15 protein-coding genes, 5 tRNA genes, 1 rRNA gene and 2 riboswitches are annotated in these 13,973 nt (G+C 37.8%); of the genes, 3 read left to right on the top strand and 18 right to left on the bottom strand.

Annotated elements, in window-relative coordinates; translation table 11 throughout:
• Positions 1 to 251: 251 nt before the first annotated feature.
• Positions 252 to 866, bottom strand: a complete 615-nt coding sequence (locus ACM5BR_RS14110) for a transglutaminase-like domain-containing protein (protein ID WP_416828624.1) — start codon at positions 864 to 866, stop codon at positions 252 to 254.
• Between the two features lie 113 nt (positions 867 to 979).
• Between ACM5BR_RS14110 and ACM5BR_RS14105 the strand changes: the two genes are divergently transcribed.
• On the top strand, positions 980 to 1,480 hold the full coding sequence (locus ACM5BR_RS14105; protein ID WP_416828623.1) for a tetratricopeptide repeat protein: 501 nt from the start codon (positions 980 to 982) through the stop codon (positions 1,478 to 1,480).
• A gap of 88 nt (positions 1,481 to 1,568) precedes the next feature.
• On the opposite strand, the gene ACM5BR_RS14100 is transcribed toward ACM5BR_RS14105, so the two are convergent.
• The 9 genes from ACM5BR_RS14100 to ACM5BR_RS14060 all read right to left on the bottom strand — a co-directional run bounded on the left by ACM5BR_RS14100 (position 1,569) and on the right by ACM5BR_RS14060 (position 8,712).
• On the bottom strand, positions 1,569 to 2,420 hold the full coding sequence (locus ACM5BR_RS14100) for a patatin-like phospholipase family protein (RefSeq protein WP_416828622.1): 852 nt from the start codon (positions 2,418 to 2,420) through the stop codon (positions 1,569 to 1,571).
• A gap of 84 nt (positions 2,421 to 2,504) precedes the next feature.
• Complete coding sequence (locus ACM5BR_RS14095; RefSeq protein WP_416828621.1) at positions 2,505 to 3,524, bottom strand: thiazole biosynthesis adenylyltransferase ThiF; 1,020 nt, start codon at positions 3,522 to 3,524, stop codon at positions 2,505 to 2,507.
• The gene (locus tag ACM5BR_RS14090; protein ID WP_416828620.1) at positions 3,517 to 4,287 is read right to left on the bottom strand and encodes a thiazole synthase; all 771 of its coding nucleotides are present in this window, start codon (positions 4,285 to 4,287) and stop codon (positions 3,517 to 3,519) included. The genes ACM5BR_RS14095 and ACM5BR_RS14090 overlap by 8 nt, the downstream gene beginning before the upstream one ends.
• A gap of 1 nt (position 4,288) precedes the next feature.
• Positions 4,289 to 4,492, bottom strand: a complete 204-nt coding sequence (thiS, locus tag ACM5BR_RS14085; RefSeq protein ID WP_416828619.1) for a sulfur carrier protein ThiS — start codon at positions 4,490 to 4,492, stop codon at positions 4,289 to 4,291.
• The gene (gene thiO, locus ACM5BR_RS14080; protein ID WP_416828617.1) at positions 4,489 to 5,601 is read right to left on the bottom strand and encodes a glycine oxidase ThiO; all 1,113 of its coding nucleotides are present in this window, start codon (positions 5,599 to 5,601) and stop codon (positions 4,489 to 4,491) included. Before thiO ends, thiS begins: the two co-directional genes overlap by 4 nt.
• Positions 5,598 to 6,215, bottom strand: coding sequence for a thiazole tautomerase TenI (gene tenI / locus ACM5BR_RS14075; RefSeq protein WP_416828616.1), 618 nt, complete (start codon positions 6,213 to 6,215; stop codon positions 5,598 to 5,600). The genes thiO and tenI overlap by 4 nt, the downstream gene beginning before the upstream one ends.
• Before the next feature lie 9 nt (positions 6,216 to 6,224).
• Positions 6,225 to 7,202: an ABC transporter substrate-binding protein gene (locus ACM5BR_RS14070; RefSeq protein WP_416828846.1), complete on the bottom strand. Its 978-nt coding sequence runs from the start codon at positions 7,200 to 7,202 to the stop codon at positions 6,225 to 6,227.
• An 8-nt stretch (positions 7,203 to 7,210) separates the two neighbouring features.
• Complete coding sequence (locus ACM5BR_RS14065) at positions 7,211 to 7,963, bottom strand: ABC transporter permease (protein ID WP_416828615.1); 753 nt, start codon at positions 7,961 to 7,963, stop codon at positions 7,211 to 7,213.
• Positions 7,960 to 8,712: an ABC transporter ATP-binding protein gene (locus ACM5BR_RS14060; RefSeq protein ID WP_416828845.1), complete on the bottom strand. Its 753-nt coding sequence runs from the start codon at positions 8,710 to 8,712 to the stop codon at positions 7,960 to 7,962. Before ACM5BR_RS14060 ends, ACM5BR_RS14065 begins: the two co-directional genes overlap by 4 nt.
• Before the next feature lie 245 nt (positions 8,713 to 8,957).
• Positions 8,958 to 9,058, bottom strand: a riboswitch (TPP riboswitch).
• A gap of 47 nt (positions 9,059 to 9,105) precedes the next feature.
• Positions 9,106 to 9,211, bottom strand: a riboswitch (TPP riboswitch).
• Between the two features lie 365 nt (positions 9,212 to 9,576).
• On the opposite strand from ACM5BR_RS14060, the gene ACM5BR_RS14055 reads away from it, so the two are divergent.
• Together ACM5BR_RS14055 and ACM5BR_RS14050 are read left to right on the top strand one after the other, a co-directional pair.
• Positions 9,577 to 10,704 carry an SH3 domain-containing protein gene (locus tag ACM5BR_RS14055; protein WP_416828614.1) on the top strand — a complete coding sequence of 376 codons (1,128 nt, stop codon included), beginning with the start codon at positions 9,577 to 9,579 and terminating at the stop codon, positions 10,702 to 10,704.
• Positions 10,705 to 10,730: 26 nt separating this feature from the next.
• Entirely contained in the window at positions 10,731 to 11,078 is a 348-nt protein-coding gene (locus ACM5BR_RS14050) for a hypothetical protein (RefSeq protein ID WP_416828613.1), read from the top strand.
• 29 nt (positions 11,079 to 11,107) lie between these two features.
• Here ACM5BR_RS14050 and ACM5BR_RS14045 read toward each other — a convergent pair whose 3' ends face one another.
• From ACM5BR_RS14045 to rrf, 8 genes are all read right to left on the bottom strand, one after another.
• Positions 11,108 to 12,211, bottom strand: coding sequence for a DUF3965 domain-containing protein (locus ACM5BR_RS14045; RefSeq protein ID WP_416828612.1), 1,104 nt, complete (start codon positions 12,209 to 12,211; stop codon positions 11,108 to 11,110).
• Between the two features lie 209 nt (positions 12,212 to 12,420).
• Positions 12,421 to 12,825: a CBS domain-containing protein gene (locus ACM5BR_RS14040; protein ID WP_416828844.1), complete on the bottom strand. Its 405-nt coding sequence runs from the start codon at positions 12,823 to 12,825 to the stop codon at positions 12,421 to 12,423.
• Positions 12,826 to 13,076: 251 nt separating this feature from the next.
• Positions 13,077 to 13,151: transfer RNA gene (locus tag ACM5BR_RS14035), tRNA-Asn, on the bottom strand.
• 29 nt (positions 13,152 to 13,180) lie between these two features.
• Positions 13,181 to 13,253, bottom strand: a tRNA-Phe gene (locus ACM5BR_RS14030).
• Positions 13,254 to 13,256: 3 nt separating this feature from the next.
• A tRNA-Asp gene (locus tag ACM5BR_RS14025) sits at positions 13,257 to 13,332 on the bottom strand.
• Between the two features lie 107 nt (positions 13,333 to 13,439).
• Positions 13,440 to 13,532: transfer RNA gene (locus ACM5BR_RS14020), tRNA-Ser, on the bottom strand.
• Positions 13,533 to 13,568: 36 nt separating this feature from the next.
• Positions 13,569 to 13,643, bottom strand: a tRNA-Gln gene (locus tag ACM5BR_RS14015).
• Between the two features lie 12 nt (positions 13,644 to 13,655).
• A 5S ribosomal RNA gene (gene rrf / locus ACM5BR_RS14010) occupies positions 13,656 to 13,771 on the bottom strand.
• Between the last annotated feature and the right edge of the window lie 202 nt (positions 13,772 to 13,973).

Raw genomic sequence — 13,973 nt, 5'->3', positions numbered from 1 at the left:
GAGATTCGAACAGGATCTCGTCTTTCTGTTTAAAGATTTATACATAGTTTTGAAATTCATTTGAATGCGGTTTTCTCTTATGTTGTCTTTTTGAAGTGTCTAACATGAAAAGTTTCGATGTAATGACTCACTCAATTTTACTAGCAGAACAAGGCTTGTCCTTGTTCTAGATTCTGATAAAAGTCTAGTGATTTAAAGCCCATCTACAAATTAATCAAACGTTTGAATGACCATAGCATCATAAGTCCCTCTTACCCAATCCGTTCTGGTAAGAAATTCAAACACATATTTAAACAATCTGCGTGCTCAGATAATACCTTCATGGTCTTCTCATTAGGAATTGAATAAATAACAGGATAGTCAATTTCATCAAACTCAGGATGAACTGGAAATGCTAGTTTCTCTTTGTATAACGAAAACTCAGCATTTACTCCAGGTTTGTTTCCTCTTGCATCTAACCGGATCCATTTATTTTTAGAGGAAATATGTACAGCGTTGAGAGCATGAATGCAGTATCCTGTATCAGGTGTATCCCCTAATACAAGTCTTTGATAGCAAAACCCTGTAGGAATACCCTTAGAACGTAATAAGGCTGCTAATAAATTAGACTTGGCATAACATATGCCTTCCCCTTCTAGTAGGACTTCGGAAGCCTTCTTTGTTATTTTTGTACTTTGTATATCCCATGAATGACAAACCTCATCTCTAACAAACTCATATGCTATCTTTATATATTCCAATTGTTGAGCATTTGAATTAGTATAGAGTTCATTTGATTTTTGTTGAATAAGAGGATGTCGAAAGTCCACCTCTGGTAATTCCTTCAGATATTCCTCTAGATTCAATGACTCACAAATTAATTCCATTGTTACTCTCTCCTTCCATCTTTTATAAATAAACCTTACACATATAAACCAAAATTCCTCTTAGGATATTGCATATTATAGTCATGTGAGATTAACATAGGAGGTGCATTTTAGTGAACGAGAAAATACTATTAGGTATTAACAAAGCACGCGAGTTAATAAACAAAGGACAAGAGGATATTGGCTTAGAGAAGATGCATGAAATTTGTAATCAAAATCCAGATGATAGTGAGATATGGATGGAATACGCTTTATCTTTGGATGGACTTTCAAAAGAAGAAAAAGCAATTCCAATTTATGAAAAAGCTGTAGGACTTGGTTTACATAATGACAAAGAATGGATAGCACTTACATGTTTAGCATCGTCATATAGGAACATAGGAAAAGTTAAAAAAGCTTTATCGATTATTGAACAAGTACGAGAGAAATATCCTAACAACGCAACGATAGATTGTTTTTATGGTTTAATTCTTTTTGATATAGAAAGAGCTAACGAAGCAGTTAATATTCTAGGACTCACTTTACTAAGAGAAGCAAAACATGGAGCGCTAAAAGGCTTCGAAAAGGCACTTGAAGAGAAATTTAATGAGCTTCTTATCATCGACAGTCAATGAATCTTAAATAGTATAAAAAACCCTTCAGACCTAGCATTCTGAAGGGTTTTCTTCTTTACATACTATATTTTGAAATCATAGTTTCACATTATTTGAGAAACTCTATTAGTTTTTCAGATTGATGTTCTGCGTCATGATATCCTTGCTTATACAGTTGTTCTAACTTTTGTGTATCTTTTTCCATCCGTCCTACTTGAAGTGTTTCAACGGGACGGATGATAAATACTTTTCCTTCTTTTTCTAGCTGTTCTACATATCGTAAGGTTTCATTATAGATTTGATAACGAGTTAGCATGCCTTCTACGAGTTTCGGATATTTACGATAGGTCCGTTTCGTAATCCATCCAAATTTCGAAGGTTTTTTTTCATAGCCTTCGTTTCGAGTTAATACAAGTACGGCTTTTTCAGCTCCGTCTTGCATTGCTTTTCGAATCGGAATAGGATCTGAAATTCCTCCATCCATAAGCTTTTTCTCTCGAAATGAAACGACAGGGGCGATGAAAGGCAATGAACTAGAAGCACGAAGCATTGTCATTGCCTCTTCTTTTGTTCCACCCTTCTCAAAATAGACCGGACGACCTGTTTGTGCATCTGTTGCTCCTATAATAAAACGCTCATTTGCTGCAAAATAGCTAGCAAAATCAAATGGCACATGCTTCGTAGGTATTTCATCAAAAATGAAATCCATATCAAACAGCTGCCCTTTACGTAATAGATTCCGATAGGATAAATATCTGGGATGATTCATATAGCCAATGTTTACTTTTTTATTCCGCCCAGGCTGACGAGATATGTAGGATGCTGCATTGCACGCACCGGCTGAAACACCTATTACATAAGGAAAAAACAGATTGCGTTCCATAAACCATTCAAGCACTCCAGCTGTGTATACACCGCGCATTCCACCGCCTTCGAGCACGAGACCCATATTCTCTTGCATACGTTCATCTCCTTAACTTCATTAACACTACATTTAGTATAACAATGTGTTAGGAAATTAGGAAAGAATTGTTTATAGGAGGTATCACCCGAAATAGCGGTGATAGATACTTCGAGCTTCTGCTATATCCTTTGTACCATGCACCATTACTCGTCCATCCCGAAACATGACAAGTCGCTTATCTTCCGCAGAAAAAGCTAACACATATTCGTTACATAATAAATCCTGTACCGATTCTTGTAACGTTTTCTTATACTCTTGCAAGTCCACATCTTTTCTGTGCGGATCACGGATTTGAACCGTATCCCGCCCGCACAAAACAGTCGTTTTCGATTCATGTGCTCCGTTTAAATACGGATAGCTTGCTTGCTCTCCGCAGCATGGACAGTCTTTCTTTTTTAGCGACTGTACATTTACGGAAGTATGCTCATTGTTCCAAATATCAAAGGAAACAAGAGTACGGCGCAGCGCTTTCTGATCACCTACAAGTAGCTTTAACGCTTCTGTCACTTGATAAGACACGACCTGCATTACGGCCGGTGCAATAATTCCGTTCGTATCACAGGTTGCTCCGCCTAACGGGATTGATTGCAACAAACAATACAAGCATGGCGTTTCTCCTGGCAAAAACGTATACGACAATCCGTAGCTTCCTACACATGCACCATAAATCCATGGAATGCCATATTTTTGAGATATATCATTTATAAGAAAACGAATCTCAAAATTATCAGTTGCATCTATGATTAGATCCACACCCTGGATATATTCTTCTAAAGCTGCAGCAGTTACATCCGTTACGAGTGCCTGTACTTCAATTTCATGATTGATTTCAGCTAGCCGTTTTTTGGCCGCAATTGCTTTTGGTATATGAAAGATGGCATCTTGTTCTGCATATAACTGCTGCCGCTGTAAATTACTCCAATCGATATAATCACGGTCTACAATGGTAAGCTTTCCAACACCTGCTCTTGCTAGCATTTCGGCATTACCGCTGCCTAGCGCCCCTGCCCCAATGATTAGTACATGTTTCTCATGAAGCTGCTTCTGTCCTTTATCGCCAATCGGAGGAAATAAAATTTGGCGAGAATATCTGCTATTCAAGAATGCTCATTCCTTCAATTGGACTACTTGCTGTTGCATACCGCTTACGAGCTATTCTTCCTGCTTCATAGCCAAGTCGCCCAGCCCGGATAGCTAATTTCATAGCATCCGCCATTTTTACTGGATCGTTTGCTCCTGAAACAGCAGTATTGAGAAGAACTCCATCTGCTCCAAGTTCCATCGCAAAGGCTGCATCTGCTGGTCCGCCGATGCCTGCATCAACGATAACTGGAATGGTTGCCTGTTCAATAATAAATTGGATATTAAGCGGATTGATAATACCAAGACCAGAACCGATTGGTGCTGCTCCCGGCATAATTGCATGAACGCCCATTTCTTGGAGTCGTTTCGCCAAAATTACATCGTCAGATACGTATGGAAGAACAATAAACCCTTCCTCTAATAACGCTTCACATGCCTTTAATGTTTCAATTGGATCAGGCAGCAATGTCTTGCTATCTCCAATAACCTCAACCTTTACCATTTGACAAAGACCAGACGCTTTTGCAAGCTTTGCAATCCGAATTGCTTCTTCTGCAGTCGTAGCTCCTGCAGTATTTGGCAGGAGTGTATAGTTTGTAACATCAATTTTCTCCAATAAATTCGGCTGATTGTTGTCAAAAATATTCATACGGCGAACAGCAAAGGTGAGTATTTCCGTTTCTGAAGCTTGAATCGCTTCACGTTGTACATCAAAGTCTTTGAATTTTCCTGTTCCTAATAGCAACCGAGATTGAAATGTAAAAGGTCCAATTTGTAACATATTAACCGCCTCCAACAAATGTAATAATTTCAATTTGATCTGAATCATTCACGCTTTCTTCTACATGCTTTTCCTTTTCGATGATGACTCCATTTTTTTCAACTACAACAATCTTCTTCTCTAACCCTAAATGGGTTAGCAGTTTTTCAACCGAAGTTACATCGTCTGGGACACTCAGTTCTTTTCCATTTATCTTTAGCTTCACTTGCTTCCCTCCAGAATGAAGGAAGAGAGCAAATCATTGGATTGCTTTCCTTCAATTAAATCAGCCATATATTTACCTGAAATTGCACTTAACAAAATGCCATTACGGAAATGACCGGTACACGTATACAACCCTTCAATTTCTGGATGCTTTCCTATATACGGCATACCGTGATTTGACTGTGGTCTAAGTCCAGCCCATGTCGTATCCCAAGTTGCATCCTTTAACTCAGGTAAAATGTGGATAGCACGCTCTAGTGATGTTTGAATACTTTGTACATGTACTGCCTTGTCATACGTATGAGGGACAACCGTTGCACCAATCAAATAACGGCCCCCTCGCTTTGGAGCAATGTAAAATCCATCTTCAAACACAGGAATCTTCAATAATGGCTTAAAGCTTGTAACAGCAATCATCTCTCCTTTGACAGGATACGTGCCCCACGTTTTGTCAAAATGTCCAAGAAGCTTTGTACTCCAAGCTCCAGAAGCAATAATAATGTTTTCGCTTTCCATTACGCCATTTGAGGTAACAACCCCTGTCACACGATGATTTGAAATGATGATGTCTACAACTTCTGTTTCTTCAAAAATGTCTGCGCCTGATCTAGCAGCAGAATGTGCGAAGGCTTTTGCTAGCTCTGGTGCAATAACATGTCCATCATTCGGATGATATACGGCTGCAACGACTGCTTCCGAAATCAATGGCTCTCTTTCCCTGAGCTCAGCTCCTGATAGAAAATGAGATTCTTCACCGGTTTCATTCTGCCATTTCATAATTTCCATTAGTTTTTCTGCTGCTTCATCACTTTGGGCAATACGATAAATCCCCTTTTCCTCATATCCAATGTCAATGCCTGTTTTTTCGCGAAGCTGATTGGATAACGGTTTAAACATCGCTCTACTTTTTCTTGCTAAATCAAATAGAGGATCATATTCATCCCACTCTGCTTGAACGCCTAGCAATCCTGCTGCTGCGTAGGACGCTTCTGAAGCGATTTTTCCTTTTTCCACTACTGCAATCTTATAGCCTCTTTCGGAAAGAAAATGTGCAATGGCATTACCAATAATCCCACCGCCAACAATGATCATGTCATACATTTGGTTCATATTCGTTTCTCCCACTTTCGAATAGAGTTTTGATAAGCATGTGCTGTAAGCATCGGATCTTTCGCCTCAATAATTCCAGACATAACGGCAATTCCCTTGACCCCTGAATCTAAAACAGCTTCTACATTCTTGGGAAGAATACCCCCAATCGCAACTGTCTTAATCCCTATTTCATTCACAATTCTGGTTAGTTCCTCTAATCCTCTTGGAGGAAGCCTTTCCTTCGACTTTGTCTCGTAAATATGACCATACAGGATAGAATCAGCTCCTTTTCTCTTCGCCTCAAAGGCTTCTGCAAAGGAATGCACCGAACATCCAACATGTAGAGATGGATATGCATTCTTTACTACTTCTACATCTATGCTGTTATAGCCAAGCTGCACATGTGAAATGCCAAGTAGAAGAGCAATATCAATCCGGTCATGAATGACCAATTTTTCTGCCGGAATACCTTTCGATAGCAGGTACTCTACAAATTCATACCATTCTCTGGACGTTCGGCCACGTTCACGTATGTGAAAATAATCTACATCATCTTTAACGCTAGAAAGTACGTGTGAAAATTCTAAAGCTGAAAGCTTACCATTCGAAATAAGATGTACATCCTTTTTCAACGAAATCGCCTACCTTATAACATTTTCAAATAATTCATTTGCAGGAACGATACTCTTTGTTATTCCTTGTTCATGTAACCATTTACTTTGTTCCGTCCATGACGCTTCTGTTTGTGATAGAAATGGTTGATTACTGCTTTCCATTTTCGGTAGTAAAACTTTCATGCTTTCTTTTTCTACTTCAGGAACTAAAGGAGAATTCTCCTTTTCTTGATGATTTAATAGAATTTGTAAGGCTTCATCTGGATTTTTCTTCGTAAATTCGTATCCTTTTTTAGCACCGCGTAAGAATGCTTCGATTGCATCTCTGTCTTTATTTAACGTTTGATCACTCGTTACAAAAACAAGCTCATAATAATTTGGTACACCATACTGTTCAGGACTAAAGTATTCTGGTGTGTAGCCTTGATGACGAAGCAACGGTACTTCATGGTTAATATACGCACCTATGACTGCATCTGTTTTTTTGGTAACAAGAGCAGATACTAAATCAAACCCTACATCTACCATCTTTACTTTATCGGGATTACCGCCCGCTTGTGTTACCATCGTTTTCAAATACTGTTCACTTAAAGGAGTACCATTGTACCCGACGGTTTTTCCTTCTAAATCCTTTGGAGAATGAATTCCAGCTTCTTTTAACGAAACAACATTATTTAAAGGAGATTGAACAATAGCTCCAACAGACTTTACAGGAATTCCTTCATTTGCTCTTGCCATAATAACATCTGGTTGATAATAGATTCCTAGTGTAACTTGGTTTGCAGCTGCTAACGTTAAAGGATCAGTTGGATTCGAAGGATATTTCACATTCACCTTCACACCTTCTTCCTTGAAGTACCCTTTATCAATGGCTGCATAAATAAAGCTATGAACAGCATTCGGATACCAATCTAGCATAATCGTAACTTCTTTCTCTTTCTTCGGTGCCCCACTCGAACACCCTACGAGTCCCACAAATACAACAGCAATCATGAAAACAAACATTAATCGTTTCAAGAATCTTTCCTCCAACCTACAAATTTCTTCTCAAGTAATGAAACAATACATACAAAAATAATAGCTAATAAAGATAAAATAAAAATTGGAGCAAATACACCTGCACCATCAAGCTGTGTCATCATACGTTTACTAAAATAGCCGAGGCCAGCCTGTGCACCTAACCATTCCCCCATCGCCGCTCCAATAATACTAAATGGAACAGCTATCTTTAAGGCTGAAAAAAAGTATGGCATAGCTGCCGGTAATTTCAATTTTAAAAAGATATCTACACGGGATGCCCCGAACGTTGTAAGTAATTCCTCCCATTCTCGCTTTGTAGAACGGAGTCCATCGAAGGTATTCACAGCAATCGGGAAAAAAGTGATAAGTACCGTTACCACTACCTTGCTCCAAATAGAATAGCCAAACCAGAGCACAAACAACGGAGCAAGCGCAGTGATAGGTATTGTTTGCGATGCCATTAGCAATGGATAAAAGGCCCGCTCTACAAAAGGGTGTAAGCTCATCGAAACAGCAAGACCAACTCCCAGTACAATCGATATGGCTAGACCAATTAGCACGACAGTTAACGTTGCAGTTAAATGAACCGTGAACAAAATAGAGCGAAGATCCCATATTTTCTGAAAAATAGAACTTGGCGATGGCAATATATACATGATATTAACCATTCTTGCTCCAATTTCCCAAACTACTAAAAATAGCGTCACAATTATGATAGAAGGCAAATAATAGTTTAACTTTTTCATTGTTTTACCTTCCCTTGCAACAGATCGAGTAATGCATCCTTCATTTGAACAATATCCATTCTGCTTAGATCATGTCTGCTTCGCTCTTTAGGTAAAGGTACGGTAAACTCCCGTATGGAGGAAATAGGCTTTTCCGTTACTGCAAATACACGTTGTGATAAAAACAAAGCTTCTTCTACATCGTGTGTAATGAATACAATCGTTTTGTTCCACTTTATCCATTGCTCGTATAGCCATTCTTGCATGCTTACTTTCGTAATCGCATCCAATGCGCTGAACGGCTCATCAAGCAGCAAAATGTCACTGCCTGTTAGAAATGTTCGCAGAAAGGATACACGTTGCCGCATACCTCCTGATAAATCCTTTGGATACTTCTGCTCGTATCCTTGTAAGCCAAACTTCTCTAAATATTCAAATGCTTTCACTTCTGCTTCCTTCTTTTTTATTCCTTGACACTCAATCGAGAGAGCGGCATTTTCTAAAATATTCCGCCATGGCAGCAATAAATCGGTCTGCGGCATATAACCAACGGTACGGCTTCCACGCTGTACCTTACTGTCTTGGATGATAATCTCTCCTTCAGTTGCCTCCTCTAGACCAGTTAATAACCGAAAAATAGTACTTTTTCCACATCCGCTTGGTCCAATAATGCTGATAAATTCACCTGCCTTTATATCCAAATCTACATGTTGCAGTATGTTCTGTTTTTCTCCCTCATACGCAAACGTTACATTATGAAATTGAATCATGCTCTTCAAATCCCTGCATCTCCTTGCGATATGCCATATCCCAACCAAATATTCAAAACGGCTATTCATAAAGTGAAACTTTCCAGAAGTAGGGATGATCAGCACTCCCTGAAATTTTACTTAAGCGCTTACCTATTTCCGCATAACCCCATATGTAAGAATACGGCTCTTATCGCATCCTGCTTTGCGAAATGAAAAAAACCGCTTTCTCAAATGGAAGCGGCTGCATAACAACAAATATCATTTGTCATTCTACGCCACTTCCCTTCGTTAGTATTACCTACATCAGGTTATAAGGGTTAAGGTCTTCGCCTCTCTCAGCTTCTTCGCACCCCTAGTGGATTCACAATATAAAAATTAAAAAGCCTATTTTCTAGATAGAAAAGTAGGCTTGTATAAGTCAGTCTGCTTTCCTACGCTAGAATTATCTAGATCAGGTAAAGGGTCAAGACTTACGGTCTCCTCTCAGCCGGTTACACCAGCTCCCCTAGCAATTTCATTAAATTGTGACCATATTGTAACACCATGTTGTCATTTCTGCAACTGCTTCACTATTTTTTGAAACATTATTTGAAAAACATTACACATATCGATGATAATCTTACAATTCACGATTAAACTATTTTATTGGTTAACAATTGTTAATTGTCAACCATGTTTTGTTACATTTTTTTGATATTTTTTTGTTTTTTATATAAACAATAACAGAAAAATAGTAAAAATAACAAAAACTATTATAATTACATTGAAAAATAATCCAATAAATATAATAATATATATGGATATATCTTTTTTATTAATTAAACTATGATATTTTCATATATAGTTTTTTAATTTGCTATTTTTCTAATAGGAGGAATAACTATGAAAGCTCGTACTTTTTTTGTTTCATCCGTTGCATTAGCTGCGTTACCTTTTGTTGCAGATTCCGTGCATGCTAGTGCAAATACTACAGGAACTGTGAATGCAACATATTTAAATGTACGAACCGGTCCTGGTACTTCTTATGACAGATTAGGGGCACTTCCAAACCAAACTAAGATTAGCATTATTGGGGAAAGCGGTAATTGGTACAAAATTTCATATAATAGTCGAGACGCATATGTTAGTAAAGATTTCGTAACCGTATCTTCTTCATCTTCTTCCAAGCAAAAAGTGACGGCTGATGCACTTCGTGTTCGCAGCGAGGCAAACACTAGCTCTTCTATTATAGGTATATTAAGTAGCGGGGAAGAGGTTACCGTAGAAGCAGAGAACAATGGTTGGTGTAAAATTACATACAACAATCAAACAGCTTATGTTAGCAAAGCTTATCTTACTCCATCTTCTAATTCTAATGGCTCTTCCTCTATTCAAGGAACTACTACCTACTATGTAAATGCAGATGCACTACGTTTTCGATCAGGTCCTGGATCGAACTATAGCATTATTAATGTTTTATCTAACGGGGAGAAAGTAGCAGTAACCGGACAGTCTGGAAATTGGTATAAAATTCAATACAATGGGTCTGAAGGATATGTTTCGAAAGATTATCTTTCTACATCAAAGCCTTCTTCATCCAATCCACCTAGCAATTCTCCTTCACAAAGCGCATCCATTTTTAAATGGCCAGCTTCTAGCGGTACCGTGACCAGTACATTTGGTCCTAGATGGGGAAGTTTTCACTACGGAGTTGATATTGCAGCACCTGGAAATGTTCAAATTCTTGCGGCTGCTTCTGGTAAAGTTTCTCGCTCTTACTATTCTTCTAGTTATGGAAATGTTGTATTTATTAAACATAATATTAATGGACAACAATATGAGACCGTATATGCTCACATGAAGAATCGTTACGTTAGTGAAGGAGATACTGTCAACCAAGGACAAGTTCTCGGATACATGGGAAGTACAGGCGAAGCTACTGGACAACATTTACACTTTGAGCTTCATAAAGGCGAATGGAATTATGCAAAATCTAATGCCCTTGATCCTCTCCAATATTTAAAAAAATAACGTCAGGTAATGTGGAGGAAGCTCGAATGAAAGATACACCTATATTTTTAGAATCGTTGTCATTAGTAGGACTGATTTGTTGTCTATTTATTTTTAATGCGAGTCTTGCTTTCTTAATTATTTTAGTTTTATTTGTGTTATGCGAAATTTTATTGGAATGGCTTCAAGTAAAACTTGCATCTTGGTTAGCCATTACATACAAGTTATCTTTTTTTATAGCAGTTAGCACCGTTGCTCTTATGGAAAATGGAATGCATTTGTCTTCCATGTTTGCAATCTTCTTTATTGCAGTACTTCTGATCATCCCGCATAATTCTACATTCTTGGCGACAAATAGGGAATATGAAAGTAAAAACTCATCCGTATACAGATGAGTTTTTACTTTACATGAAAATATGATAGATTAAAGGGCATTTCTTTGCTCAGGCGTACACCAATAGGTAAGGATTTCCTCAATTATACTTTTGCAATTATGGTAATAAAAAGTATTTAAAAAACCACCTTTCTCATCCATAACTTGTGAAAATACATATTCACGTAGAATTTCTTCTTTATATGAAACTCCTTTGCTTACATTCAGTACTTCTTGAAAATATTCAGTTTGTTTTCGAACATGAATCATTTGGAAAAATGGAATATAGGATAATAACATTCCTATAAATTCCTTATATTTATAATAAAAAGAATAATCAATATGAGTCATGATATCTTTCATGATTTCCATATAATCATCCATAATAAGTTGATAAGGCTCATAGAAAAATTCAGCTAACTGTGCAAGGATTGCATAATGACAATCTATAATCGTTTGGTTTTTTATGTATTTAATAAAATAATTCATGCATTTTTTATAGGTATCGACAAGATCCAATGTATATAAAGTAGCAATTTTAGAATTACAATACATCGCTAGCTCCATTACTATTTCTTCAAACTTGCTCTGTTCCATTTCTTTTGCTCTACGGCACACATATAGAAGCTTACATTCTATTATTTCCTTTTCTGATGCTAAGTAATCGTAGGAAGTTTTCCAACTCAAATCATATTTTATTTTTTCCCATATCAATTCATCTGATTTTTCTAATTGATGTGCTTTTTGCTTTACAATAATATAATTCCATGCAGCAGCCTTCGTAAAGTTATCCCAAGGATTCATGTCTAAAGAATTAAAGATAAATGAGATAATTTTTTGTTCCTTCAGTAGCTCATACGCTTTTCCATACCACCCTGTTTCCTGGCATAAACGAACAATTCGAAGTACGGTAGGCATTTCATCCTTATTGAATTTAGGTAAATGTATCATTTTTTTAAAAGCAAACTGTATAAAGGGAATAATTGTTTCTTTTTTATAAAATTCCTTTTCCTTCCAAGATAAAACTTGGCCATCCAATCTGCCCGTTTCAGTACGATTAGGAATAAGCAAATAAAGTAAATCTGAAAATGACGAAGGTGGTTCATAATTTTCTGTAACCAACAGCCAGTTAGGTTCATTTTCAACTATATTCATAGTGGCCCTCCTTAAATACTGCCCATATATTTCTTATACAATATGTATAAATTTATTAGTAACTGTATATTCCTATAATTTAATAATACAAGCATTACGCAGCCTTTTCTATAAATATTACTATATCACATAATATTTTTTTATTTTTTTCTATTTCAAATAGAAAAATAACTCATAGGATAGAGTATCCTATGAGTTATTTTCTTTCGTTAGCCTTGATGATGATCCTCCGAAATTTCACTTAGAGCAAATTGCGCTTGATCATCTGTAAATTGTTCTACAGCTAAATCGCCAAGGGAAACCATGCCGACTAGCTCATTATGTTCAACTACAGGCAGACGTCTAATTTGATAACGTGACATCAGTTCAGCTGCCTTCTCAACAGGGTCATCAGGAGATACACTAACAATATCTGTACTCATTACCGATGTAATGCTTTCAGATCCAGGATGCTTTTCAGCAATCCCTCGTAAGACAATATCACGATCAGTTACCAGTCCCATTAAACGATTATTATTGACAACTGGTATAATCCCTACATCCTCTTGCTTCATTTTAGTTGCTGCTTCAAATACATTATCTACAGGCGTGCAGTATGCGATATTTGTACTCATTACATCTTTGATGGTTGTCACAAAAACATCCCTCCTTGCATTTAGTAGTATATCCGGAAGAATGTATTTCATTTCATATTTTTGCTATCACAAAACAAAAATATTTTACATTTTGTATCATTTCAATTTTATATATACAAAAAAATCAGCGTAGAATTGTACGCTGATTTTCCAAGATGATTCGTACGGGAATTGAACCCGTGATACCGCTATTAAATAAGAGGTGTCTTAACCGTTAGACGAACGAGTCATGGCTCCGCAGGTAGGACTCGAACCTACGACCAATCGGTTAACAGCCGATTGCTCTACCACTGAGCTACTGCGGAATAATAAAATGAATTCTATCGTATAAAGGTGGCTCGGGACGGAATCGAACCGCCGACACGAGGATTTTCAGTCCTCTGCTCTACCGACTGAGCTACCGAGCCAAATGGCGGTCCCGACCGGGATCGAACCGGCGATCTCCTGCGTGACAGGCAGGCATGTTAACCGCTACACCACGAGACCAATTAGCTAAGAAAATAAAAAAATGGCCATTCAACCTTTGGATAAGCCTATAGATGATAATTATGTAATTATAGTATCAAAAACTATAATTCTGTTTGTAGTAAAAATGGAGGAGGAAGAGGGATTCGAACCCCCGCGCAGCTCTCGCCACCTGTCGGTTTTCAAGACCGATCCCTTCAGCCAGACTTGGGTATTCCTCCATAACTAAATAGATGTAACATTGTAATATAAAAGAATGGCTGGGCTAGCTGGATTCGAACCAACGCATGACGGAGTCAAAGTCCGTTGCCTTACCGCTTGGCTATAGCCCAATAAAATAAATAGCCTAGCGACGTCCTACTCTCACAGGGACAAAGTCCCAACTACCATCGGCGCTGAAGAGCTTAACTTCCGTGTTCGGTATGGGAACGGGTGTGACCTCTTCGCCATCATCACTAGACCTATTAGAAGGCAAGTTCCTTCAAAACTAGGTAACAGGGTGTAAAGTATGTAATCTTCCCTTACCCTACGGTAAGGAATCTAGTTCCGCCGGCTAGCTCCTTCCGGTCGGAAAACCTTCACTCTTCAAGGCGAAAAGCGCCTTTTTGAGTGAAGAACTTCCGTCCTCCGGAGCTGACCAAGCCGGCTCCACTTTTTGGATA

Origin of the sequence: Ectobacillus polymachus (assembly GCF_048159605.1) — a bacterium.
GTDB classification, from domain to species: Bacteria; Bacillota; Bacilli; order Bacillales; family Bacillaceae_G; genus Ectobacillus; species Ectobacillus polymachus.
The sequence above is the reverse complement of the archived record's forward strand: the minus strand, read 5'-3'. Positions and strand labels throughout refer to the sequence as shown.